24 protein-coding genes, 1 tRNA gene and 1 rRNA gene are annotated in these 26,180 nt (G+C 43.2%); 11 read left to right on the top strand and 15 right to left on the bottom strand.

The window, feature by feature from the left end; genetic code table 11:
* The first annotated feature begins 96 nt into the window (after positions 1-96).
* From F8R13_RS08865 to F8R13_RS08875, 3 genes are all read left to right on the top strand, one after another.
* A complete protein-coding gene (locus F8R13_RS08865) occupies positions 97-2,493 on the top strand; it encodes a sensor histidine kinase (RefSeq protein WP_152833728.1) in 2,397 nt (798 codons plus the stop codon).
* The gene (locus F8R13_RS08870) at positions 2,493-3,128 is read left to right on the top strand and encodes a response regulator transcription factor (protein WP_152833730.1); all 636 of its coding nucleotides are present in this window, start codon (positions 2,493-2,495) and stop codon (positions 3,126-3,128) included. The genes F8R13_RS08865 and F8R13_RS08870 overlap by 1 nt, the downstream gene beginning before the upstream one ends.
* 149 nt (positions 3,129-3,277) lie before the next feature.
* A complete protein-coding gene (locus F8R13_RS08875) occupies positions 3,278-5,191 on the top strand; it encodes a 5'-nucleotidase C-terminal domain-containing protein (protein WP_152833732.1) in 1,914 nt (637 codons plus the stop codon).
* 98 nt (positions 5,192-5,289) lie between these two features.
* Here the strand turns inward: F8R13_RS08875 and F8R13_RS08880 are convergent, their stop codons facing one another.
* Positions 5,290-5,907, bottom strand: a complete 618-nt coding sequence (locus tag F8R13_RS08880; protein ID WP_152833735.1) for a tRNA-uridine aminocarboxypropyltransferase — start codon at positions 5,905-5,907, stop codon at positions 5,290-5,292.
* A 22-nt stretch (positions 5,908-5,929) separates the two neighbouring features.
* Between F8R13_RS08880 and F8R13_RS08885 the strand changes: the two genes are divergently transcribed.
* Positions 5,930-6,370 (top strand): GNAT family N-acetyltransferase, encoded by a 441-nt coding sequence (locus F8R13_RS08885; RefSeq protein WP_152833737.1) that lies wholly within the window; start codon positions 5,930-5,932, stop codon positions 6,368-6,370.
* 3 nt (positions 6,371-6,373) lie between these two features.
* Here the strand turns inward: F8R13_RS08885 and F8R13_RS08890 are convergent, their stop codons facing one another.
* On the bottom strand, positions 6,374-6,862 hold the full coding sequence (locus tag F8R13_RS08890; protein WP_152833739.1) for a low molecular weight protein-tyrosine-phosphatase: 489 nt from the start codon (positions 6,860-6,862) through the stop codon (positions 6,374-6,376).
* 228 nt (positions 6,863-7,090) lie between these two features.
* Here F8R13_RS08890 and F8R13_RS08895 point away from each other — a divergent pair, with 228 nt between their 5' ends.
* The 6 genes from F8R13_RS08895 to F8R13_RS08920 all read left to right on the top strand — a co-directional run bounded on the left by F8R13_RS08895 (position 7,091) and on the right by F8R13_RS08920 (position 14,570).
* On the top strand, positions 7,091-7,489 hold the full coding sequence (locus F8R13_RS08895; protein WP_152833742.1) for a hypothetical protein: 399 nt from the start codon (positions 7,091-7,093) through the stop codon (positions 7,487-7,489).
* Entirely contained in the window at positions 7,476-8,738 is a 1,263-nt protein-coding gene (locus tag F8R13_RS08900) for a DNA cytosine methyltransferase (RefSeq protein ID WP_152833745.1), read from the top strand. Before F8R13_RS08895 ends, F8R13_RS08900 begins: the two co-directional genes overlap by 14 nt.
* Positions 8,739-8,763: 25 nt before the next feature.
* Positions 8,764-10,518: an ATP-binding protein gene (locus F8R13_RS08905; protein WP_152833747.1), complete on the top strand. Its 1,755-nt coding sequence runs from the start codon at positions 8,764-8,766 to the stop codon at positions 10,516-10,518.
* Positions 10,519-10,804: 286 nt separating this feature from the next.
* Positions 10,805-11,530 carry an RluA family pseudouridine synthase gene (locus F8R13_RS08910; RefSeq protein WP_152833749.1) on the top strand — a complete coding sequence of 242 codons (726 nt, stop codon included), beginning with the start codon at positions 10,805-10,807 and terminating at the stop codon, positions 11,528-11,530.
* 176 nt (positions 11,531-11,706) lie between these two features.
* A complete protein-coding gene (locus tag F8R13_RS08915; RefSeq protein WP_152833751.1) occupies positions 11,707-13,233 on the top strand; it encodes a hypothetical protein in 1,527 nt (508 codons plus the stop codon).
* 29 nt (positions 13,234-13,262) lie between these two features.
* Positions 13,263-14,570, top strand: a complete 1,308-nt coding sequence (locus tag F8R13_RS08920) for a hypothetical protein (RefSeq protein ID WP_152833753.1) — start codon at positions 13,263-13,265, stop codon at positions 14,568-14,570.
* A gap of 134 nt (positions 14,571-14,704) precedes the next feature.
* Here the strand turns inward: F8R13_RS08920 and F8R13_RS08925 are convergent, their stop codons facing one another.
* Entirely contained in the window at positions 14,705-15,037 is a 333-nt protein-coding gene (locus F8R13_RS08925; RefSeq protein ID WP_152833755.1) for a thioredoxin family protein, read from the bottom strand.
* 153 nt (positions 15,038-15,190) lie between these two features.
* Between F8R13_RS08925 and F8R13_RS08930 the strand changes: the two genes are divergently transcribed.
* A complete protein-coding gene (locus F8R13_RS08930; RefSeq protein ID WP_152833757.1) occupies positions 15,191-15,658 on the top strand; it encodes a hypothetical protein in 468 nt (155 codons plus the stop codon).
* Between the two features lie 12 nt (positions 15,659-15,670).
* On the opposite strand, the gene F8R13_RS08935 is transcribed toward F8R13_RS08930, so the two are convergent.
* The 12 genes from F8R13_RS08935 to rrf all read right to left on the bottom strand — a co-directional run.
* Positions 15,671-16,576: an ROK family protein gene (locus F8R13_RS08935; RefSeq protein ID WP_371414934.1), complete on the bottom strand. Its 906-nt coding sequence runs from the start codon at positions 16,574-16,576 to the stop codon at positions 15,671-15,673.
* A 27-nt stretch (positions 16,577-16,603) separates the two neighbouring features.
* The gene (locus tag F8R13_RS08940; protein WP_152833760.1) at positions 16,604-17,242 is read right to left on the bottom strand and encodes a class I SAM-dependent methyltransferase; all 639 of its coding nucleotides are present in this window, start codon (positions 17,240-17,242) and stop codon (positions 16,604-16,606) included.
* On the bottom strand, positions 17,226-18,059 hold the full coding sequence (locus F8R13_RS08945) for a ferritin-like domain-containing protein (protein WP_152833762.1): 834 nt from the start codon (positions 18,057-18,059) through the stop codon (positions 17,226-17,228). The genes F8R13_RS08940 and F8R13_RS08945 overlap by 17 nt, the downstream gene beginning before the upstream one ends.
* Before the next feature lie 72 nt (positions 18,060-18,131).
* Positions 18,132-18,521 carry a hypothetical protein gene (locus F8R13_RS08950; protein ID WP_152833764.1) on the bottom strand — a complete coding sequence of 130 codons (390 nt, stop codon included), beginning with the start codon at positions 18,519-18,521 and terminating at the stop codon, positions 18,132-18,134.
* Positions 18,522-18,667: 146 nt separating this feature from the next.
* A complete protein-coding gene (locus tag F8R13_RS08955) occupies positions 18,668-19,096 on the bottom strand; it encodes a DUF4149 domain-containing protein (protein WP_152833766.1) in 429 nt (142 codons plus the stop codon).
* A gap of 4 nt (positions 19,097-19,100) precedes the next feature.
* Positions 19,101-19,577, bottom strand: a complete 477-nt coding sequence (gene greA, locus F8R13_RS08960) for a transcription elongation factor GreA (RefSeq protein WP_152833768.1) — start codon at positions 19,575-19,577, stop codon at positions 19,101-19,103.
* Positions 19,578-19,644: 67 nt separating this feature from the next.
* Entirely contained in the window at positions 19,645-22,860 is a 3,216-nt protein-coding gene (gene carB / locus F8R13_RS08965; protein WP_152833771.1) for a carbamoyl-phosphate synthase large subunit, read from the bottom strand.
* A 13-nt stretch (positions 22,861-22,873) separates the two neighbouring features.
* On the bottom strand, positions 22,874-24,010 hold the full coding sequence (gene carA / locus F8R13_RS08970; protein ID WP_152833773.1) for a glutamine-hydrolyzing carbamoyl-phosphate synthase small subunit: 1,137 nt from the start codon (positions 24,008-24,010) through the stop codon (positions 22,874-22,876).
* 324 nt (positions 24,011-24,334) lie between these two features.
* A tRNA-Thr gene (locus F8R13_RS08975) sits at positions 24,335-24,410 on the bottom strand.
* Between the two features lie 46 nt (positions 24,411-24,456).
* On the bottom strand, positions 24,457-25,215 hold the full coding sequence (locus tag F8R13_RS08980) for a type III pantothenate kinase (protein WP_152833775.1): 759 nt from the start codon (positions 25,213-25,215) through the stop codon (positions 24,457-24,459).
* Between the two features lies 1 nt (position 25,216).
* Positions 25,217-25,966, bottom strand: a complete 750-nt coding sequence (locus F8R13_RS08985) for a biotin--[acetyl-CoA-carboxylase] ligase (protein WP_152833777.1) — start codon at positions 25,964-25,966, stop codon at positions 25,217-25,219.
* 104 nt (positions 25,967-26,070) lie between these two features.
* Positions 26,071-26,180 (bottom strand): 5S ribosomal RNA (gene rrf, locus F8R13_RS08990); the annotation flags it as partial.

Below are 26,180 nucleotides of genomic sequence, written 5' to 3' on the forward strand. Positions count from 1 at the left end.
TTTAAACCAAATCGTTTTGCAGAATCTTGTTCATACTGTTGAATTAATTTGAGTAATATAGAAAAAATAACATTTTTGGAAACCTGACTTAGATACATGCGCCCATTGAATTTTTCTTTCACACTGCGATGCTTTGTCCTTGCGGTCATGACACTTGCTTCCAGCATGGCTGCCGCACAAACGGTTTCGATTGGTGTGCTCAACCAACACCATGATCCAGAGGAAGATGCTTTCTGGTCAAAGACAGCGCAATATCTATCGCATAACATTCCCGGCTATAACTTCACCATCAAGTTGATGGGGCTTGAGTGTTTGAACCAAGCCATCGAAAAACAGCAACTGGCATTTGTCATCACCAATCCGGCGAATATCGTCGCTTTGCAAAAATCGGAAGACGCCCGCCCTATCGCCACCTTGCAGACGCGTTATCAAACTCAGGTGTCGAGCTACTTGGGCGCGGTACTGATTGCCCGTGCCGATAGAAACAAACTCAAACGCTTGTCTGACCTCAAGAACCAAAGTGTGATGGCGGTGTCTCCCTCGGAATTTGATGGTTATCAGATTATCGAACGTGAATTGTTGCTCGCCGGTTTATCGCCGGAAAAAGACTTTTTTGAAATGCTCTTCACCAATGGCTCGCAAAAGAACATCGTCAAAGCGATTGTGAATGATGAAGCGGATATCGGTATTGTCCGTTCCGGCATATTGGAAAACATGATTGCCGACAAAGAGATTCAGCCGGGACAAATCAAAATCATCCATCCGCAAGACACACCGAACTATCTCCCAATGCATAGTAGCAGCATGCTCTACCCCAACTGGTCTATGGTGAAGCTGAATCACACCGACATCGCTTTGGCTCGCCAGGTTGCCATTACCCTGAAAAGCATGCCAAAACACGAGTCAACACTCGACTATGATCCTTTTTACGGTTGGACACAGGCTGCCGACCTGACAACGGTCAACGGTTTGTTGCAGGCATTGAAGCTACCGCCCTATGCGCCATCCAAAGAAGTGAGTCTGAAGCAGATTCTAAAAGAACATGAGTCCGTCACCCTATTGGTACTGACGTTCATGTTGGTACTGACATTTTTCACCGTAAGGTTGAGTCGCGTTAACCGCAAACTGGCGGCATCGCAATCAGAGTTGGCAAAACATCGTGACAACCTGGAACAGGAAGTGATCGAGCGCACCAAAGAGCTGTCTTCGGTCAATAAGGCTTTGGAGCAGGATATTATCGCCCGCGAAACCATTGAAGAAACCCTGCGCCGAAGCCGCTCGGCACTGCAAGGTTTCTACGAAATCACCGTCAATCCTGAATTGACGCAACACGAAAAACTCGCCGCCCTCATCAAGCTTGCTCGCGATCATTTTGCGATGGATGCGGCGTTTTTATACAAGATTCCGCCACAGGATGCGGAGTCGACTCGTCAACAACTGGATCTTTGCGTGGCAGACGGCAATACTGAAATGGAAGATGACATTCTCGCCAACCTGCCACAACACTTCGACAAAAATGAAAGCGGCGAAATCAAATGCGTGAAAAATGAACAGGACAACAAATGCTACATCAGCCTTTACGTGATGGTGGAAAACACGCCTCACTGCCTGTTGGCATTTGTCGGCAACAGCAAGCTGAATCCGAACATCGCTCAAGTTGACCAAGAGTTGCTCAGACTTTTGTCGCAATGGATTGGGTCAAGCATCGAAAGACAAACCATTGAGGACGAACGGGAAAAATATCGCTCACAACTGGGTAAAGTCACCCGCTTGTTCACGGTGGGGGAAATCGCTTCCGGTCTTGCGCATGAAATCAATCAGCCGCTGACGGCATCTATCAACTACATCAGCGGATCACTCAGACGTTTGGACGACAATTCCGACACGACCGTGAAGACCGGGTTAGAACGCTCATTGGGCAGTTTGAATCAGGCCTCTCAAATCATCCGCCGGATGAGAGACTTCGTTCAAATGGGGATTCATCGTGAAGAAACTTTCGACTTGGTGCGTTTGATTAAGCGCGTATTGGACTTGCTTGAAATCGAATCAGGACAACAATCCATTTCCCTACAATCGGTCGGCACCGACAAGCCGGTGTTGGTCAAAGGCGATCAGGTGCAGATTGAGCAGGTGATTCTCAACCTGGTTCGCAACGCCATTGAAGCAACGCAACTTCAAAACGCGAAACCCAACACGAAACGTGTTGTCACCGTCTCACTAACGACTATCGGCGACCAAGTGGAAGTGTCCGTTGCAGACAATGGTCCGGGAATTGAAGACAGTGAAATAGAACACATCTTCGACGCCTTCCATTCCACCAAGCCGGATGGCATGGGGTTGGGGCTCGCCATTTGCCGAAGCATCATCGAAACCCATAACAGCCGCTTGGATGCGCGTAACACCGAACAGGGTGCAGAATTTATTTTCAGACTCCCCCACGTAACCACACAGTATGAAACCAAATCATACGAAACCAGCAAAAGGAAAACGTGATGAACCCAACATCAAACCATGCCCCCTGCGTCTATATTGTGGACGATGACCAACAGGTACGGGAGTCTTTGGAGTGGCTATTGGAGTCAGTCAATCTACCGACCAAGCTTTACCAAAATGGTCAGGAATTTTTGGATGCGTTCACCACCGGCTTGCCGGGCTGTGTCATTCTGGATGTGCGTATGCCGAAAATGAACGGCATGGAATTGCACCTCGCCATCAAACAGATCGACCCAAACTTTCCAGTCATCATCGTCACCGGACATGCAGATGTTCCCATGGCGATTCGTGCCATGAAAGAAGGTGCCTTTGACTTTATCGAAAAGCCCTATAACGACCAACATATGCTGGAACGTATTCAGGCGGCGATTCACGAATACAACAGCTTGCAACAGGATCATCAACGCTCACAGGAGCTGAAAAAACGCTTTGATTCACTCTCCAAACGCGAACAGCAAGTATTGCAAGGCATTCTCCAAGGCAAACCGAACAAACTGATTGCCGATGAGCTTTTCATCAGCATCAAAACCGTTGAAGTTCATCGTTCGAATCTGATGTCCAAACTCGAAGTCAAAACTGTTACCGACTTGGTTCGCTTGGCGATTGAAGCCAAAAAGGACGACGCAACCCCTTGATTTATCAAGATACTTAGGGTTAACCCTAATTTATTTCGGGATACTCCCAATTTTCTTTTTGCCCTCCTCTTTTTAAACTGCTCATCAAACCAAGAGCCGATGCACACTAAATTGACATCGAGCCAACCAAGAGAGGAGAGTGACAAAAGATGAGCCTTAACCGACGTGAGTTTCTTCACATAATGTCCATGGCTGCGGCAGCAGGAATGCTACCGACATCCGCCATGGCAATGTCTAAAAATAGAGCCGATTCGTCTTCGGCTACGCTGAATGCTGAAATGTATCAAGTGCCGATGAAAGGCAATGTACGTATTCTGCATTTGACCGATACCCATGCGCAGTTGAACCCGATCTATTTTAGAGAACCGAACGTTAACCTAGGCGTCGGCCCCGCTTACAACAAACTACCTCATATCGTGGGTCACAAGTTGTTGAAAGAGTTGAACATTGAACCGAACACCCCTCTGGCACATGCCTTTACTTTCCTGAACTTTCAGGATGCCTCTGAGCAATACGGTAAGGTCGGCGGGTTTGCCCACATCAAAACCCTATTGGATCAACTGCGCGATCAAGCAGGTGGTCACCAAAACACTTTGACAATGGATGGTGGAGACCTGTGGCATGGTTCGGCAACGGCACTTTGGACACGCGGACAAGATATGGTGGATGCTTCCAACCTGCTGGGCGTAGATATCATGACCGGACACTGGGAGTTCACCTATCACGAAGAGGAAGTGCTGAGTAATATCAAACGCTTCAAGGGTGAGTTTCTGGCGCAGAACATCCGCGTGAAAGAAGATTCCCTGTTTGGCGATGCTTATCGCAACATGACGGAAAAGCATGGTGGCATCGGTCTTTATGACGAAGATAACGCCCTGCCGTTCAAGCCTTACAGCATTAAAGAAATCAACGGTGAGCGCATCGCGATTATCGGTCAAGCATTCCCGAGAACGGCCAATGCCAACCCGAGAGCAAACTTCCCTGATTGGTCTTTCGGTCTACGTGAAGAATCTCTACAGAAAAACATTGATCATATTCGCCAGAACGAGAAAGTCGCGGCGATTGTGATGATTTCCCACAACGGGATGGATGTCGATATCAAAATGGCCTCACGTGTCAGCGGTATCGATGCGATTTTCGGTGGGCATACCCATGACGGTATTCCAAAAACCATCAATATCAAAACCCCTGAAGGCGGTGTGTGCTATGTCACCAATGCGGGTTCAAACGGTAAATTCGTAGGCTGTATGGATTTGGACATCCAAAACGGCAAATTGAAAGGGGTCAACTACACCCTATTGCCAGTGTTCTCAAATCTACTTGCTGCCGACAAGGAAACCGATAGCTTTATCAAGCAGTTGCGACAAACGCAATACAGCCAATCCATTATCGAATCCCGTAATCCGAAATATGCTCACAACCCGGATCGTCTAGGGAAAACTTATGAGCAGATTCTACAAGAAGAGCTTTCTGTGGCACATGATCCGTTATACCGTCGCGGAAACTTTATCGGCTCCTGGGATCAGGTTATCGTCAATGCCCTGCGCGAAGAGCACGACACGCAAATTGCGATGTCTGCCGGTGTCAGATGGGGCTCTTCTGTGTTGGGCGGACAGAGCATCACCATGGAGCGCGTGATGGACGTGACTTCCATGACCTATGGCGAGAGCTATAAGTCGGAACTGACGGGTGCACAAATCAAAGATATTCTCGAAGGGGTTTGCGAAAACATCTTCCAGAAAGATCCATACCTACAATCCGGCGGCGACATGGTTCGTGTCGGCGGGTTGGATTATACCTGTGAGCCTAATGGAACTCTGGGATCGCGCATCAGCAATATGCAGCTGGATAACGGCACACCGATTGAGGCCAGCAAAAAATATACAGTTTCAGGTTGGGGGCAAGTCGAAACCGTCGGTGAAGGTCGCCCGGTTTGGGATGTGGTTGCCGACCATCTGAGACACCAAAAATCCGGCGTTACTTTGAACAAGGTGAACCATCCTGTGTTGAAGGGCGTCAAAACGAATCCGGGGATCGAAAGCTACCAGGGAGGATTGTTTTAATCTTAGCCTAGATTCCCGACCTTATTTTCGTCTTCTGCAATGAGTTGTCTGTCGAAGGTTTGCCCTGCCTAAATTGCACATGTTAGGCGGGGCTTTTTTTATTTGAGCCCCTCAATTCTTAGAGCCTTTTCCATTTCAATCCAAGCCTCATGCTGCGCCACCAATGCATCCATTACATTTTGCAAACGATGATACTGACTGCTTTGCTCCAGTTCACTCAACAATGCCATCACCGCCTCTAAAGTCGACAGGCTTTGTGCATTCTTTTGCTTGCGAATACGATATTCCGACGGCTGTTGCGGTTGAAGCATAATCCTTGGCAACGCCGCCAGTTCAGGATTGAGATAGAGCATTTTTTTCGTCTTCTTCCAAGTACCATCTAAAATCAGCACCCGGCAATTTTCCAGCGGAAATTGCGTTTGAACCTCTTCAGTAGAATAAGTCATCACGGACTCTTCCTCTGAAGCCGGATACAGTAAGAAGGTCTGTTTATGTTGAATGAGGTGGCTTAACTCATCTGAAGAAAACTGCTCCCCCACCAGAAAATGACTTTGGCTTAAACTGGCATGCGTCAGCCATGCCGTGCCCTTAACCTGCTTTTGCTCCAACGGGTGCTGCAGAAAAACCAACTCTACTTTGTTCTCCAGTTCAGGCAATGCCGAACACAAACAGAGGTTTTCCAAACGGTGGCATTTTGTACAATAGACTCTCGCCATAAATGAAGACCTAAGCACTCCTGTGAATCAGATAACATCCGACAATATTGTGTGTCAGCAAGCCGAGCAGAACGACTTTTTGCTGGGAAATCGTTTTCTCAAAACTCACGGCCAAGCTACCGCAGGCAGAGCAGACAAATTATTCACCGTGAAAATCAATCAAAATTTGGTGGGCGCCGCTTGGCTAAGACTCATTGAAAACGATTACTGGTTACGCAGCCTGTTTGTACTGCCAGAGTATCGCAACCAAAAGCTTGCATCTAAACTGCTCGACTTTTTTCATACCAGCGTTCAACAACAATCGAATGCAAAAATCACCTGCCTAGCCAAAGCCGAACTAACCGAGTTTTACCTCAAGAACGGTTACACAGCCATAGCATTTGAAAGCCTCTCGAATACGTGGCAAAAGCAATTCTCACCCTATTTACAGCAACACCCAACCTGGCAGATTTTCATTCGATAACGCTTACAAATGGTTTTGACGAATATCGTCCAACAACCCTTTGGATGCCGCCGTCACCAAATCAAACACATGGTCAAACCCAGCTGGGCCACCATAATAAGGATCGGGCACTTCTGTCTCATCAAACTCCGGCGCGAAATCCAAGAACATACGAATCTTTTCACGATGCTCCGGCAAGGCTAAGTGCATCAAATCCATGTAATTGGAACGATCCATCGCCAGAATATAATCAAATTGAATGATGTCCCCTAGATCAACTTTTCTGGCACGTAAATCCGCCATGGGAATGCCTCGGGATTCCGCCACTTGCATGGAGCGTCCATCTGGCTGTTTCCCAACATGGTACGCCGCCGTTCCAGCGGAATCGATCATCACCACGTCCAACAAACCGGCTTCATCCACCAAACGACGAAACACCGCATGGGCTGTTGGTGAACGGCAAATATTGCCAAGACACACAAAAAGAACTCTTATTTTTTCTTTATTTTTCATACACTTAACCACGATTTACAACAACAAATTTCTGAAAAAATCGATTTTTTTTGTCGTTTAATCTCAAATACTTAAAATTTTTTTGGGGAAGATTTCACTTATTTTAATGGATTTTAATTGAAAGCAATTTCAAAGTAACTAAATCTAGGCTAAAACTATATTTCTTATTTTTAAGAAAATATGTTATAAATTTCTCATTATTGAGAATTTTAATTCGTAAAGATAAAAATGAGTAGCGCAAAAAAATATAGAAATGAAATTGTGAGGCGGATCAAAGTTGCAAAAGATTCAAAAGGTTTTAACACTTACGAAAAGCTTTGCATAGCCTTTAACAAACAATACAAACAAGAAATTGACAACGGGCTGGTTAAGCCTCTCAACAAAGATTTTGTGTTCAGAGTTTTAACAACAGAAACTTTCTCACTCAATAACCTTCGTTTCGCAAAACTTTGCGAATTTTTAGCTGTTGAAACTCATATTCAACATCAACCTTCTGATATTTCTCACGCAGCTTTATTAGTCGATGAATTAGTTAAGCAGCATCCAGAATTATCCCAACAAATCGACTCAGTAATTGAAAGCATAGCCAACCTTTCAAAAGGAGTGTCACATCATGAAATTTATTGACTTATTCTCGGGCTTAGGAGGATTCCACACAGGGTTTTCTCAAAATGGCTACGAGTGCGTGTTTGCTTGTGAAATTGACGAAAAACTGAGGGCGCTGTATCAACAGAATTACGGAATAGAACCTAAGGGGGATATTACACAAATTAATGCCACAGACATTCCTGAACATGATGTAATTTGTGCTGGCTTTCCATGTCAGCCGTTTTCACTGGCAGGGCAAAAAAAGGGAACTGCCTGTCCCACAAGTGGAAGGCTAATTGACGATGTTATCCGCATAGCTGAACATCACAACCCCAAATTTGTGGTTTTGGAAAACGTTCCAAATATTTTAACAATCGCAGATGGTACTTTTTGGGACTATATTTTGTCATCATTTGAGAGAATTGGTTATAACGTAGATTATAAAATCATCTCTCCTGTCGAAGTCGGAATCCCCCAAAATCGTAAGCGCATTTTTGTTGTTGCTCATAGAAATGACATTACTATCACTGAAAACATCTGGCCTACATTAAACCCAAGTTCATCAGCAAATCTGAAAGACTTTTTAGACTCTTCACTAGAACATAAGAAACTAGAACCAAAAAAACTAAATCAAATACATGTTTGGCAACATTTAATCCAAAATTGTTCACTTCCATCTAGAACTGCATTTTCTATTGTCGCACCAGAGTTTGGCGCCGACTATCCTTTAGACTTCCGTTCCTTGTCTCTCAAAGAGATGAAACAATATAAAGGAGCATATGGGCAGTCTTTAGAAAATTGTAATACGTGGAATGATGTTATGAACAAGATGCCTTCATATACAAAAAAAGAAAGAAGAGTAGCCAACTGGATTACTCCATCCATACAAGTTAGTCGTAACATCTACTCTCAAAATAAGCACTTTATAGACACATGGGTCTGCTCTCTCGATAAACAAAACAATAGCTGGCAAATACTTGAATGGCGTGGTCATTTAAATCGTTATGACTTATTTAGCCATCTTATTCAATTTAGGGCTTCAGGTATTCGAGTTTTAAAACCTGAAATCGCTCCTTCATTAATTGCTATGACACCGACACAGATACCTGTCGTACCGAGTGAGGCAAGATATCTCTCTAAACATGAAGCTGCAAAATTACAGTTTCTACACGAGTTAAAGCATATACCAGAAAATACATCTAAAGCCTTTAAAGCCCTAGGAAACGCTGTAAATGCCAAAATTGTAAGCTTGATTTCTTCTGAATTAAGGAAGTATTCTATACATTAGACTACAAACATAAGGATTTTTGCCGGTGACTAAAAACAAAACCTTTAAAGTTGATGTCTCACCTGATATGGGTATGTACTCAATTCTTCCTCAGCAAAAATACAATCCAGCATATGCTTTAGCAGAGTTTATTGACAATGCTATTCATGCTCATCAATTCAGTAATAAGAGGCAAGATCTTTTAACAATAACTCTAGATTTCTACACTTCAGATTACAAAAAAGATGTTTCTGTTCGAAATAGCATAGTTATTTCTGATGATGGTCCTGGGATGGGTGAAAGTGAATTAAAAACAGCTTTTAAGCCGGCAAGTAAACCAAAAATAAGTGGATTAAGTGAGTTTGGTATTGGAATGAAAGCCGCATCAGTGTGGTTTTCAAACACATGGACTCTAATTACTAAGTCATCAAATGATTCTGAGTTTATTGCGAATTTCAACTTAAGCGAACTTCTAAGCGCCAATCATAGCTCCATAACTGTAAGTGAAGAATCGCCAGAAATAAGCGGAACAGGAACAATAATAAAACTAATAAATACACGCCGCACAATTGACGATCAAAATATCAATAAAATAACAGAGACCCTAAGAGATCTATACCAGAAATTTACATATTATGAGGAAGGTAAATCTAACTATGTGAAAACTGATATACAAATCAGGAAAAATGGAGAAGCTATTGGTGATGCTAACTTCAAAAAAGATAAAACATTAGAAATTTTAAATGCTCCCATCTATAAAAGCACAAAGGGAGTTTACTTTGGAATTGGTGAATACAAAACATGGAAGGTAAACCTTGATTTTGAGTTCCAAAAACAAAGAATTACCGGTTTCATACAACTTCACAAAAAAGGTAGCTATTTAGCTAACCCTGGCATCATATTATTTCGAAATGGGAGAGTCATTCTTGGGACAAGAACTAATCCTTATATTCCAACGAAACTTTTCAAAACCAAAAACAAATATCAGGCACAAAGGGTTTATGGAGAAATCTGCATTGATGGCCTGCCCGTTACATACACAAAAGATGATATTGACTTTGATGAGAACTTATTTGTTGAATCATTATTAAATAATTTTGATATTCAAAATTTAATTGAGCAAGCAGGAAAATTTAGAGCTAGCACAAGTGATAAAGATACCGTATTTGTAGATTCTGAAGAAGATATAAAGAAGTATTTCGAAGAGCTTGAACAAAAAAGAAAAGCTGAAGCTGAGGCCGCAAACAAAAGGAAGGCTCAGGAGAACAATGATAAAAATGACAAAGACCGCTTAAACGGCAAACATCATAATGAAAACTGGGACACTTTACTTCCTGACGACCTAACGAAAACTAAAAACCAAAAACTTAACTCTCTTTTGCTAGAAGCTACTTCACTAAAAATAAAAGAGCACCCTTATTCAAGTGTATTTTTATTGAGATCAATTATAGAAATAGGTCTTTTTGAATTCTTGAAGCAAAAAGGAAAGCTACAAAGTGTAATTAATTATGATTTTGAAAAAAGAGTTGCTAAAGCTGAAGACCCTGAAAGCGTACAAAAGATAAAAAAACCTGGTCTAGATCATATGCTCACATGGATTGAATCATCGCCATCTATTTTCGACGATGACGAAAAAAACTGTATGAGCTCGAAGAAAAAAATAACGCATGATTTAAAAGCAATGAACGGTGTAGTTCATCAGTTTGATTTAATCGGTTCAAATAAAGTCATTGAATACAGAGATAATGCATATACAGTTATAAAACACATTATTAATGACCTTTCTAAAAAAGATAATTGATTTTCACCATCATAAATCGCTATTGAATTTTGATAATAGGCAAAGTTTGCCGTTAATTTAACAAATGTTTTGGGGAGGAATTGGAGAAGACTTAAAAAAACAAAATTTTACCTTTAAAATAAATAACTTAGATTTATCTTCCCCTATTACCAAGACAAACGAAAATAACAGATACTTTGTGACTCATAACACTCTCAAATTCATTTTCAAAATCGTTAAAATAGTCACATTCTAACCAAAACTTGATCGTCTATAAAATAATCCTCTATAAAGGCCTGCCACCGTTTTGCAAAAGACTTCCTTAACTACGATTCACGCTTCCTCTGCAAAGCTTCAAGCTGGCGGTAGAACCTCTACTAAACCGCCTGTGTTGTTGATACCTTTTTCCGAGAACTGGATAGTCTACGAAGACGATGATCTTCTGGTGGTAAACAAGCCTGCGGGTTTGCTATCCGTGCCGGGGCGCGAAGCCGACCCTCTCGCCAACCTGGTTGCTCAGATTCAGACAAAGGTACCTGAAGCTCTCATCGTCCATCGCTTGGATATGGATACGTCAGGCTTGATGGTTCTGGCAAAAAATCCGCAAACACACCGCAGCCTCAGCAAACAATTCGAGCAACGTGAGACCTCAAAACAATATCAAGCAATGTGTTTTGGTCGCCCTTCCATGTCACAAGGTTCGGTTTGCCAACCCATGCGTTGTGACTGGGAAAACCGCCCTTTGCAGATGATTGATTTCAAACTCGGTAAATATGCTCACACGCTATGGCAAGTGGAAGAACAACTCGACAATCATTTTAAAGTACTGCTTACCCCCATCACCGGACGTTCACACCAACTACGTCTGCACATGAAGCAACTCGGGCATCCCATTCTCGGCGACAACCTTTATGCCGACCAGCCGAATCAAACCGATTTTTCGCGCCTGCATTTGCATGCTTTCCGTTTAGGATTCAAACACCCGACCACCCAACAACAAGTGGACTTTGAGCAAATCGCAGACTTTTGGTAAACCGATAATACCGTTTCAAATGGCACAAAAAATGCTATGAAAGTTGGCAATTAGAATTAGTATAAAGCTCAATCGCCCGTCAAAGCCTATCTCAAAGGCTTTAAAAGTTAGGGGTTTGGGCGTAAAGTAACCAAAGTGCTCGCATTAAAGGTGTTAAGCTCAGGAAGGACAGACCTATGTCAGATGTAGATTTGGAAAAAGATGACCAAGCCACTAAAGAGATGCTGGAAATGATGGGTGAAATCCCAGAAGAAAACATTTACAAAGAAGGTACGGGCGTCTCTCGTCAAGCTGAAGAGATGATGAGTAAGCTCCGTGAAGGAGATGCCGAGGCTGACACAGCTTCTGAGGACTCCGACCTATCTTCTGCCGATGATCTGCTGGATGTATTGGATGAGCTGGAGAACGACCCGGAAGATGTTGTAGAAATTCCCGAGGCTGCTACCACTGACATTCCTGAACCGCTAACAGAAGCACCAGCTGCCGTTGAAGAGGAAACGCCCATCTCTGCTGACACAACAGAAGATGCCGAAGCAGCCGCCGATGCCGCCATGCTGGAAATGCTGGATGAACTTGATACAGACACGGAAGAATCAGAACTGACTATCGAAACACCGGAAGCAAGCGATGTGGATACGGACATTGAAACATCTGGTGAAAGTTTAATGGATGAAGATGCACCAAGCGCAGAATCGGTTGAAGACGATGTTATGGAAACCGTCGACCTAGACGATGTTATGGAAACCGCTGAGATGGAAACCTCTCCTGAGGAAGATGTTATGCCCGAAACAGTTGCTGAAATCGAAGAAATGGACACCGCTTTGCCTGAAACGCCTGATGAAGAGCTACTTGCCGCGACTGAATCTACTGAGGATTTACTTGATGAAATAGGCGATGCTTTGGAAGACACGCTGCCAGAAGCAGAGGCCACTGCTGACGATGTAGAAGACTTGGAAGCTCTAATGGGAGACATTCCAGAGCCAGCGGAAGCCGAAACTCCAGCCGTGTTGGAAGACGATTTAACAGATGATATTAGCGATGACTTGCTGGATGAAATCAGCGACGACCTTGAGCCGGAAGCTGAAGGCGCTCAAGTGAATGACATTCTTGACCAAGTTGCCGATGAAAGCCCGGTTGTCGAGTTGCCAGAAATGGAAGAGGAAGTGTCTGCCGAGCCTGAATTAGATTCTGAAACACTGGAAGAAATGCTTCCAGAAGTTGAGGATTCTGGGATGGATGCGGCTGAAATGGACGACACTGCCACAGAGGCTGAAGCATCAAGTGAAAACATGGCTATGACAGACACTGCTGCTTCATCAGCCAATGCACCTTCGGTTGAACAGGCAAATGAATCAATCGAAATCATGGAACAGGCCGTGACATTGGATGAAGAAATCCAGCAACTGGCCGAAAAAGTTTCTAATACCGCTAAAGAAGCGACTTTGTTGGCAATAGAAGTGAGTAAAAAAGCCCATGATGCCGCTGACCGCACGCAACAAGCGATAGAAGAAACCTTCAAAGCGACTGAAAGAGCTTTTGAAGCGGCCAAGAAAGCGAATTACCACATTGAGACGGCGCAACTTGACTACAACGCTTCAGGTCAAGACATCAGTGCTATTTTGAATGAGTTGCGTTCTAAAAATGATGCGTTGCTTCATCACAATGAACAGCTAAAACAGAAAATCAACGATTTAACGAAATAAATCTTAAGTAATGAAGAAAGGCACACGCCATGAGTGAAACTGACATGAATGCTGACAATAACTCTATCACGGACGATCTTCTAGACGAGTTGGATAAGCTAGAAACCAGCACGGAAACCATGGAAGCAGAAGTGGGACGCGTCACTGAGAATCAGGAAACGCTTGCGAAAACCGATAGCCCGAATGCGATCGAAGCGGCAACCATTTCTTTAGAGTCGGCAAAAACTGCCCAACAGGCGGCGGAACAATGTCAATCTGCAACCGAGGCAGCGGTACAGCTTTCTCAAGAGCAGAAACGTCAGGCAATGGAGCTTGCAGATTCCAACGTGGCATGGCGCCAATCTGTGCGCAATATCAACAAGGAGTTGGACGCTTCGAAAAGCAGTGCCACTATCATGTTGGTGATTGCGATTATAGTCAGTGTGATTTCAACCAGCGTTATGGGCTTTTTGTTTTACAGCGTCCATAAGAAGAACGAAGCGCTGAAAAGCGCCGTGGAAGATATTATTTCTACTCAAGGTGATTTGCTGAATAAGCAAATGACTTTGAAAACGGATCAAATGGTTTCCTTGGTTGAATCCATTATCACCAGCAATCAGCACAGAGCAGCAGCACAACAGCCTTCGGCTGAACCTGCGCCTGCACCGACGCAACCAAAACCTAAACCAGAAGTAAAACCTGAACCTCAGGCTGCAGCTCCTGCCCCAGCACCGGTTCATAACGCACCTGCCGCCCCAACTGCAACTGCCCCGGCAGCAACCACGGTGACTGCTGAAATCGGTCCTGAACTGAAAAAACAAATTGATCTTTTATCTCAAGTGCAAAAGCAACAAATGGATAAACTGGATGCTTTGATGGCTGAATTATCGAAACAGCAAAAAATCGAAGATAAGAAGATTTCTGCTGAAACTGGTAAAACGACTATTAAAACCGCGCCAATCGAAGTCACTTCTATGGGGTTGACTGAGTCGCAGGTTAAGAAATTGAATGCGATTCTATGGAGAGTTGCCGATCTAGGTAAGCAAATGAAAGCGTTACAAGCCTCTGTTGCACAGCTTCAAAAAGCCTCTGCTTCTAAAAAAGCAGCCGCGGCAAAAGCGGCCACCGCTGCGCCACAAGATGGTGCTGAGTTGAAATCGATTCAATCTTCTTTGAAAGACTTGTCTAACCAAATACAACAAGTCAAAACACAGCAAGATGTACTGAAAACGCAGCTAAATGAAGTGCAAAAAGAAACACCACCTCCTGGAAGCTATGAATATAAGGCGCCATCAGCTGGGGTTCCAGCCTCATCATTGGGCGCACCAAAACCCTACAGCTACCGAGCACCTGAATAACAACAGACATTTTCTTTAGCGCAATAAAAAAGCCGAGATGCACTGCATACCCGGCTTTTTTACTTTCTGGCTAGTAGAGACCCCAACCTGGCAGATTTTTAACCCTACTGCGGGGGGAACAATGCTCGAGCGAATTAATCCGAAAACATCATGTTATAAGGTCGCTGGCAGTCATCCAATAATTTCACTAAACTGAAACTTCTAATCTCTTCCACAAACTTCTGTCCGCCGAAATAAACCTGAACTACCGGCAGCGTAAAAATGCCTTTTTGAGAGCAGATATCCGTTGTCAGATGACAGTCGACATAAACCATCTCCATCTTGGGAAATCGCTCAGAGACCATTTCTATTAACTTGGGTTTAATGGCATGACATACATTACATTCTTGTCCGCCAAATAAGATAAGTAGCGCGTCTTTTTCGGCTTTCAAGCCATCAAGCGCCTCTGGAGTTTCGATTGTTTGCATGGAGTTTCCCTGAAAATTTTCGCTTATTATAACTCGGACAAGTATCGAATATTAGTGCTGATAACACACTGTTCTATTCGTATCTGGTATCTGAAAGTGATGTGGGTATAATGAAAGAAAACAAACGCTAACTTAACGAAAGGAACCGTCTTCGTGTCGCAAGCCTACTCAGTCATTGCAAAGATTATTCTTCTGCTATCCCTCTCTGTTTTATTATCGGGATGCTTTGACTCTCATAAGCCAAATCTAGAGCAAATTTCCAGCGACTCAAAACAGTTTTTTAACAATGAGTTTCAGGGAATTTTTCTTGCTGATAAAGCCACTAAGGAAAACGGCTATAACGAAAACGACAACCATTATGTGGCTGAAATGTCGATTCAGGCAACGGCTCAAATCAGCTTAGATGATTACCTGATGGCTTTAAAAGACAATGACAGCTATTCCCCATTGCAAAAAGCGAGAATTGCTTTACAGGTAAGCTTGCTGAAGCTAACGTTGCCAGAATTCGAACAGGGAGATCACCTGACATTCAAAAGACGTTTCTTGTTTATCAAGACAGACAATGGCTGGCAATTGCGTCAGCAGTTGAAGGAAAAAGATTCTGCACAACCGGTGCTATAGGGTTTGAAAACACTACCGTGTCAGCCAAGCAGCGCCTCTAACGCCACTTGAGTCGCCCCATTTTGCTTTTGCAAGCTTGGTTAACACTTGATCGCTAAATACCCAATTCCCCCAAATTTCGGGAACACGTTGATACACGTAATCAATATTCGACATACCACCACCCAATACAATGACTTCCGGGTCAAAGATATTGATGACGGAGGCCAGACCTTTGGCAAGCCATACACAATAGCGCTCCAAAGCTTCTTGAGCGCTGTGGCTTAGGGATGAGCCCCCTTCAGACAGAGCAACAATCTCTTGCACGCTCAAAGATTGCCCGTAGTTTAGTTCAAAATGTTTGGCAAACCCAGGTCCGGATAAGAAGGTTTCGGTACAACCAGACTTACCGCAATAACAGGGTAAAGCCGTTTCATCGACTCCAAGCCAAGGCAATGGATTATGCCCCCATTCGCCTGCGATAAAATTAACACCATCCAACGATTGCCCATTGATGACGAGACCACCGCCACACCCGGTACCGATAATGACGCCAAACACGGTCTTCGCACCCTTGCCAGCACCATCCACTGCTTCAGAAAGCGCGAAACAATTTGCGTCATTTGACAAATAAACTGCGCAACCTAAACGACTTTGCAAATCAGCCTTCAAATCATGTCCGATTAAACATACAGAGTTCGCGTTTTTGATTCTGCCGGTTTTTTGGGAAATAGCACCGGGAATCCCGACACCCACCGCACTAAGTGATCCTGTTGTCTTTTCTGCCCGCTGAAAGAGATCAGCGATGGCAACTAAGGTTTTCTCATAATTTCCTTGAGGCGTCGCCACTCTATGTCGAAACAACGTGCGGTTATCATCTGACAACACAATGATTTCTATTTTGGTTCCCCCTAAATCGACACCGCAATACAACATCATCAAATCCCGTTAGGTTACCCGTTAGAGCTATTTTCGTAGAAACACAGTAAAGTCATTTGGCAGGTAATCCATTCTCACTTCGACATCAGAACAAAACGTCTGGCAGTATTTTTTGACTTTCTGAGCATCAAATGACATCAAATCAGAACATTGAAACGTCCATTCATGAGCCTTGTTCAACAAGTTGAATGCTACGCCATGTTTTGCCAAGGCATACATTTTACGAATGACGCCGAACGCATATTCTCCTGAGTCATCTAAAACTTCATTGAGTGCCCCGGACATAAACACCCAATCAAAACTTTCGTCCTCAAGTTCAAAGTCATATATCTCCCCGTTGAGGAACAGCAAATCGGGATAAATGTTCTGCGCGGCAAAAATCATATCAGGCGACACATCTAGCCCTGTGTAATTGACACTTAAGCCATGATGGGTAAAAAATTTATACAGATCGGCAAAACCACACCCCACATCCAACACACATGGAGCATCTTCATGGCAGCTTTTGTCTTGGCTCTCCATCCACTCTAGAAACAGCGCAAACCGTAGATTTTGAACATCTCTACCCTTCCAAAAAAGCGCGGCTGGCTCATAGCCATAACGCTCAATAGAAGCCTTATGACGGGTAATGATGCGCTGTCTATGTTTTTCAGGGAGTTTCTGCACGCTCAACAAGTCCTTGTTCAATGGATTTCAGCCATTGGATTTCTTCCTCGGAAAACCCGGCTTCGACTCTTGCCTCGAAGTTAAATGGCCCTCTAAGATCACCATGGAAATAATTCTGGACAATCGTTACGAATTCATCAAAAGGGTTCAACCTTTCTTCACGGCATAAATAACGGAACCACCTTGTTCCAACTTCAACATGACCGATTTCGTCACGAAACAATATTTTAAGGATTTCAACGCCGCGTTTATCACCGATTGCACGCAACTTTTTCATCATAGGAGGCGTCACATCAAGCCCTCTGGCTTCAAGCGTACGTGGAACAAGCGCCATGCGTACCCTTGGAGAATGGTCAGTCTCATAAGTGGTTAACCACAAACCATTATGCGCTTTGAAATCACCGTATTCAAAACCTAAATGATACAGGTGCTCTCGGATCATTTGAAAGTGATAAGACTCTTCCGTTGCGACTCTCAACCAATCTTGATAGTAAGCCTTTGGCATATTCTGAAAGCGATAGAGTGCATCTAATGCCAGGTTGATAGCATTGAACTCTATATGTGCGATGGAATGGATTAGAGCCGCATGGCCTTCACGAGTCCCCAGACCTCTTTTAGGCAAGTCCTTCGGTGGTACTAATTCTGGACTTGAGGGACGTCCAGCGGCAGGAACCCTATGAACCATTTCAGTTGGTGTGAAATCAAAATCTGAAAATTCCCAGTTTTGCTGCAGTTGATCCACCAAGGAAATCTTCTGCTCAAGGTCACTTTCTATCAAGCACGCATAAGCGGCTTCAAAAAAATTATTCGTACTCATTTATCTCATTGCTTTATAAACAAAAAAAGCCGGTCGAAACCGGCTTTTTTAAACATCTAATTCTATTTTGAATTAGTGTTGCTTGCGGTAGTAAACACCCATTAGGTACTCAACACCACGATACTGTTTAGCATCGATCGCTGCAAACAATTTAGACCATTGTAGCTTCTCTGCACCTGTCATGTAATATGAAGGATTGTGAGTTTCTACTGCAACTTTGCTACCAGCTCTTTTTTCGATATCTGGCGCTTGTGCTAGTTTGTCCAACTCAGCGAAACATTGTGCAACCGTAGTTTTTTGCTTGTACGCTTTAGCAGCTGCAGCACCTTGCTCTTTACCTAGCTTGATAACCATGTTGCCATCAGCAACACATTGGTCGTAAACAGATTCTGCAGCTTGTACGTTCATAGAAAGAGCTGCAACAGCAGAAATAAAGAGTGCTTTTAGTGTTAAGTGTTTCATTTAACTACTCCGAGAATATTAGGGTACGATTATATTTAACGAGGCTATTGTGAAGGTTTTAGCCATAAATTGCAACTTTAAATCCCGAAAACCAGACTAAAAAAAATTAACCTGCTATAAGGCAAATTTATGCCTACAAGCCGCGGCTAGTCTGGCTGCTGGATTCGTCTAAAAAGCTTGTAACTCCAAAAAGCAAAGCTCAACAGCATCAGTAGAAAGACGACTTGGGAAACCCCATGCCATTCCATGAAAGAAAGCTGCATGACCTGCCCTTTCATATCATGCAACTTCAACCATTCCATTTTTGGTGAAATAAACCACTGGTTCATACCGACCAAAATTGCTGAAGCAATCAGCCAACTTTCTCTTTTGATGTGACATTTCTGAGTCAACATCAGGCCAAAAATCATAAGTAAGATTATTGCCAAATCAAAAAAGTACAACCCATTAAGCAATATGGACATAACTTGTCCGGCTTGCATTTTATCCAGCACTTTGAACAGCACTGGCGCGACGATATATCCAATCGTTACATTCGTCGTCAACCAAACTGCGCAAAGTAGTAATAGTCTCATAATATTAAATATACTGAATTGCTACGATTTCATAATCGATGTTGCCACTTGGTGCTGTCACAACAACCTCTTCACCTTCTTCCTTGCCAATCAATGCTCTGGCAATTGGAGAGTTGACCGAAATTTTGTTGTGCTTGAGATCAGCTTCTTCGTGCCCGACGATCTTATAAGTCATCTCTTCATCGGTATCAATGTTTAATACTGTGACCGTCGCGCCAAAGACAACCTTTCCGCCAGGATTCAGCTTGGTTACATCAATAATTTGCGCTGATCCAAGGATATGTTCAATTTGAGCGATTCTCGCCTCAATCAACCCCTGTTGTTCACGCGCAGCATGGTATTCCGCGTTTTCCTTCAGGTCACCATGTTCACGAGCTTCAGCAATAGCGGTCGAGATAGCCGGTCTATCTTCTTTCTTTAATTTGTTTAATTCTATTTTCAGTGCATCTGCACCTTCTTTTGTCATTGGATGTCTTTGCATATCTATTCCCTCAAAACAAAAACGCCAAGTCCAAAAGACCTGGCGTCGTTGGTTCTACAACCCAAACTTATTGAATATCTTGTAAACGCGTCACTTTTTGGTTGTTCAAATAATCCATTGAAGCAACCATTGCCAATGCTCCTGCCATCGTTGTGGTATAGCAGATTTTATGCATCAACGCTTCTCGACGAATGCTCGAAGAGTCTTTAATACTCACAGAACCATCAGAAGTGTTCACAATCAAATCAACGTCTTCGTTGACAATGGAGTCAACGATGTTTGGACGACCTTCGGTTACCTTATTAACGACTTTACATTCGATTCCAGCTTCATCTAAAGCTTTAGCTGTGCCACGCGTCGCTAAAATAGTGAAGCCTTTGTCAATAAGCTGTTTAGCCAGTTCCACTACTTTAACACGGTCTGCTTGACGAACACTCAAGAAAGCCTGACCGGAAGTTGGCAGTACTGTTCCACCCGCTAATTGTGCTTTCTGATAAGCTTCTGCGAATGTATCACCAATGCCCATAACTTCACCCGTCGACTTCATTTCAGGCCCTAGAATCGGATCAACCCCCAAAAACTTGATGAATGGGAATACCGCTTCTTTCACCGAAAAATGCTCTGGACGCTCTTCTTTTGTAAAGCCCTGTTCAGCTAACTTTTGACCAACCATACAACGCGCCGCGATTTTAGCCAAAGGCTTACCAATTGCTTTAGACACAAATGGAACCGTTCTTGATGCACGAGGATTGACTTCCAATACGTAAATCTCTTCGCCTTTTACCGCAAACTGGGTATTCATCAAGCCAACAACATTAAGTGCTTTAGCCATTTTTGATACCTGTAAACGAATCTCATCTTGAATATGCATCGGGATACTGTAAGGCGGCAATGAACAAGCAGAATCTCCGGAGTGGATACCCGCTTGCTCGATGTGCTCCATTACACCACCGATAACAACTTGCTCACCATCACAAATCGCATCGACATCAAGTTCTACTGCATCGTCTAAGAAACGGTCAAGCAAAACAGGCGAATCATTCGAGACTTTAACGGCTTCGGTCATATAACGAGACAAATCAGCGTCGTTATAGACAATCTCCATTGCGCGACCACCCAATACATAAGATGGGCGAACAACCAGCGGATAACCAATTTCATTTGCCAAAGCGATGGCTTGATCTTCACTTCTTGCTGTTCTATTCGGTGGTTGTTTCAACTCTAAGCTATGTAGCAACTGCTGGAAACGCTCACGATCTTCGGCTAAGTCGATGGATTCAGGAGATGTTCCGATAATTGGAACACCAGCTTCTTCCAAGTCTTCCGCCAATTTCAAAGGAGTCTGCCCACCGTATTGAACAATAACGCCTTTTGGCTTTTCAACTTCAACAATTTCCAACACATCTTCAAGTGTTAGAGGTTCAAAATACAATCTGTCAGACGTATCGTAATCCGTAGATACCGTTTCTGGGTTACAGTTAACCATAATGGTTTCATAACCATCTTCACGCATGGCCATCGCGGCATGAACACAGCAGTAATCGAATTCGATACCTTGTCCGATACGGTTAGGACCACCGCCTAAGACCATGATTTTGTCTCTATCCGTTGGCTGTGCTTCACACTCAGATTCATAAGTCGAATACATGTAAGCCGTAGAAGTTTCAAACTCCGCTGCACAGGTGTCTACGCGTTTAAATACCGGACGAACATTTAATGTATGTCTGAATTTACGGATAAATGCTGCATCCGTATTCAACAATTTTGCCAAGCGGTTATCTGAAAACCCTTTACGCTTCAAGTTTCTTAATGAATTTTCATCCAATGCATCCAGACCACGTTGTTTTAGGTCGTCCTCCATCAAAATCAATTCTTGAATTTGAGACAGGAACCATGGGTCGATTTTAGAAATATCATATACCGTTTCCAAATCCCATCCTGCTCTGAAAGCATCAGCAACATACCACAAACGCTCTGGGCCTGGGGAACGAAGCTCTTGACGCAGAGTGTCTTTAATTTCTTTCTCTTCCATTTGAGCTAAAGGCATCACTTCATCAAAACCGTCCTTGCCGGTTTCAAGTCCACGAAGTGCTTTTTGCACAGATTCCTGGAATGAGCGTCCCATCGCCATCACTTCACCAACAGATTTCATCTGCGTCGATAGACGGGCTTGAGCCTGCGGGAATTTCTCAAACGTGAAACGAGGTACTTTGGTAACAACGTAATCAATGGTAGGTTCAAATGATGCTGGCGTAGCACCATCCGTAATGTCATTTCTTAGCTCATCAAGCGTATAACCAATCGCTAACTTCGCAGCAATTTTAGCAATAGGGAAACCTGTTGCTTTTGATGCCAGAGCAGAAGAACGAGATACGCGAGGGTTCATTTCGATAATGATCATTCGACCGGTCTTTGGTTCAATCGCAAACTGAACATTCGATCCACCGGTCTCAACACCAATTTCTCTTAATACTGCCAAAGAGGCATTACGCATGATTTGGTATTCTTTATCCGTCAGCGTTTGTGCTGGCGCAACGGTGATTGAATCCCCAGTATGAACCCCCATAGGGTCAAGGTTTTCGATCGAACAAACGATAATAGCGTTGTCGTTTTTGTCTCGAACAACTTCCATTTCATATTCTTTCCAACCAAGGATAGACTCCTCGATCAGCAACTCATTGGTTGGAGACAGTTCTAGACCAAACTTACAAATATCTTCGAATTCTTGTTTGTTATAAGCGATACCACCACCGGAGCCACCCAAGGTAAATGAAGGTCTAATAACCGTTGGATAACCGACTTTTTCTTGTACTGCCCAAGCTTCTTCCATATTGTGGGCAACTGCAGAGACTGGCATATCAAGACCGATTTTCTGCATGGCTTGACGGAAACGATCACGGTTCTCAGCTTTATCAATCGCATCAGCGTTCGCACCAATCAACTCAACGCCGAACTCTTTCAAAACACCTTTATCATGCAAATCCAATGCACAGTTCAACGCTGTTTGCCCACCCATGGTCGGCAAAATCGCATCTGGACGCTCTTTTTCGATAATATTTCTAACCGTTCTCCACTCGATTGGCTCAATATAAGTTGCATCAGCCATTTCAGGGTCGGTCATGATCGTCGCAGGGTTTGAGTTTACAAGGATGACACGGTAACCCTCTTCTCTCAAAGCCTTACAAGCTTGCACACCGGAATAATCAAACTCACAGGCTTGTCCGATAATAATAGGGCCCGCACCAATGATTAAAATACTTTTTAAATCTGTTCTTTTTGGCATCTAATCTTCCCTATTACTTCTTAGATTGAAATTGCTTCATATTTTCAACAAACTGGTCGAACATTGGCGCAACATCATGTGGCCCTGGGCTCGCTTCTGGATGCCCCTGAAAGCTAAATGCTGCCTTATCTGTTCTTTGGATCCCCTGTAGAGAGCCATCAAACAATGAGACATGCGTCGCTTCCAAGTTAGACGGTAAAGTATCAGAATCCACTGCAAAACCATGGTTCTGTGAGGTAATCATTACTTTTTTAGTTCTCACATCTTGCACCGGATGGTTTGCACCATGGTGACCGAATTTCATTTTGACAGTTTTCGCACCGGATGCCAAAGCTAGAAGCTGGTGTCCCAGACAAATACCAAACACTGGAATGTCCGTTTCTAGAACTTGCTGAATAGCTTCAATCGCATAATCACATGGTTCAGGATCACCAGGTCCGTTTGATAGGAAAACTCCGTCAGGATTCATTGCTAAAACGTCTTTTGCAGGTGTCTTTGCAGGAACAACTACCAACTCACACCCTCTGTCTACCAACATACGAAGGATGTTTCGTTTTACACCATAATCGAACGCAACTACCTTGTACTGAGGCTTTGTTGCAGGAATCTTATGACCCTCTCCCAGTGCCCAAGAACCTTCTTCCCATTGGTAACTTTTTTCTGTCGTGACTTCTTTTGCCAAATCCAGACCTTTCAGACCCGAAAAGCTCCGTGCTTCTGCGACAGCTGCGTCCGCATCAATCTCATCACCGGTAACAATAATTCCTGACTGAGCACCCTTATCTCTAAGTAAACGCGTCAGCTTACGTGTATCAATATCTGTAATGGCAACAACACTTTGTTCTTTAAGGTAATCTGGTAAGGATTTTTCAGCTCTAAAGTTACTCATTAGTGCAGGACAGTCTTTTACAATCAATCCTTGCGCCATAATGCTTGGTGATTCCTCATCTTCAGCATTCACCCCTACATTACCAATGTGAGGATAGGTTAACGTCACGATTTGTTTAAAATAAGATGGGTCAGTTAGAATTTCTTGATATCCAGTCAGGGAAGTATTAAAAACGACTTCTCCTACTGTTTTACCCTCTGCTCCTAGAGAGGTTCCCCAAAAGAGAGTGCCATCTTCTAAAGCCAATAAAGCTTGTGTCATATTTTTTGCCCGCCGCCAGTAAAAGGGTTATTCGCTGAAGTTAACTTTTTAAAGTTGTGAATCGCACATATAAAAAAACGGAGCCAGTCCCTTTTGGAACTCACTCCGTTTCGTAATGGGTAAAATGACACTTGGACGTCATCTTGAACATTCACTCCAGTAAAATCGCTAAATCGTTAATTTTAGCTATGAATTTGATTGGGGGAATTTTACTGTATTCATCTATAGGTGTCCAGACACAACTCGAAATTGGTTGTAACTATTTTTTAATTTATCAACAACATAGAAATAAAAAAGCCCACATAGAAGTGGGCTTTAAAATGATGGTGCCGACAGAGGGACTTGAACCCCCAACCTACTGATTACAAATCAGTTGCACTACCAATTGTGCTATGTCGGCTGATGCGGCGTATTATAAGTTCAAAATACCGTATGTCAACTGATTTTTAGAAACTTTCCACAACTTTCACCATTCCTTTTAAAGTCAAGTCTTCTATATACAAAAATGGCTTATCCAGCAAGGGTTCTACCGCAGAAAAATCGCCGCCAGTTCCAACGCAATCGAACTTACGACCCGTTTCGTTTTCCAAATCTTTGATCAAGGAATTGATATAACTTGCAGCCATGTAAAGTGTGCCACCTAGAATGGCATTTTCCGTATTAGTCGCCAACAATTTGAATTCATTTTGCTGACTTGGTAAATCATATTCATCCAACTGAGCAGTATTGAGAGCTAATGACCGGCGCATCAAAGATAGCCCTGGAACAATAAAGCCTCCCAAATGCTTTTTATCGACAACTGCATCGATCGTCATCGCTGTACCCAAACTAACTACTATCACAGGCTTTGATGACCCCGCCGTGGCACCAATAATTGACATCCAACGATCAACACCTAATTGTTCAAAATGATCATAGCCACTTTCAAGATCACAACATCTTGGCTCTGATCTAAGCTCTGTCGGGTAGCATTTAAACAACGCCTTGATAGACTCAATCAAGTCAGCATTATCTGCCGCGGACGTCACCGAACAAAAATACACCTGGGTGACTTGCTGATCTATATCATCCAAGCCTAGAAGTTGAATGTACTCACCCGTAGAAACGTGTCGTTTATCGACCGCACCCAAGAAATCATAATTGTTTCGATTATCTAACAATGCTGCTTTAATTCGTGTATTCCCGAATTCAAAAAATATTTTCATACTAAACTTTTCTTATTGATGCCTGCCCTGTTGAAAATGCAACAACCGCACCACCAATTCTAATTTCTGGCTGGAAAAGCGAATTAATACCTAAATACTCGCCTTCTTTCGATGAGCCGCTATGATACACGCATACTTTCTCCCCAACAGAAAAATAATCATACTTTTCCCATTCAGAAACGACATCAACAGCTTTCAATCCTTCTACAGATGTAAAGAAATTAAAAAGTGCCTTTGATAAATCATTTAAAAACTGCACTACGTCCAGGTTTTCTGCACTTCCATAAACTTCACTTCCGTCTGATGCTAGATTGACACCTAAGCCAAAAACAACAAAGGGCTTTTTAAGCACCTTTGACCGGACAACTTCTATCAGACAACCAGACACCTTTCGCCCATTATTGTAAATATCATTGGGCCACTTGATTTGAAAACACTGAGTAGAATTTTTAGACAGTAAATTTCTGACAATCAGAGCAACAGGAATACTCTTCAACAAAAGCACATCCAATCCATAATCAATAGGAAATGCAAACGAACACGTCAAAGGTGAAAGCTTCATGTCAGAGTCCCACTGCCTTCCATGTTGACCATAACCAGAGGTTTGCCTGTCCGTAATACAAAAAGCTGGATGAAAAAGTCTTCCCGACTCAATTTCCTCTTTTAAAAAGAGATTTGTCGAACCAAGCGAGCCAAAATGAAATATTTGTAAGGATGGATGAAGATGCAGGGATTTGGGATCTAAAATCATAATGGATGAGAAGCACAAGTAGCTAAAAACTTACTGTGCCATGCTTTGTATTTAAATTACAAGCAAAAAAAAAACCACTCGCTAGAGTGGTTTTCGGAATATAAGCTTGGAGATGACCTACTCTCACATGGCACCTGCCACACTACCATCGGCGCTGAGACGTTTCACTACTGAGTTCGGAATGGGATCAGGTGGTTCCATCTCGCTATGGTCC

This window comes from Hydrogenovibrio sp. JE_KL2 (assembly GCF_009296185.1).
In the GTDB taxonomy this organism is placed as follows: Bacteria; Pseudomonadota; Gammaproteobacteria; order Thiomicrospirales; family Thiomicrospiraceae; genus Hydrogenovibrio.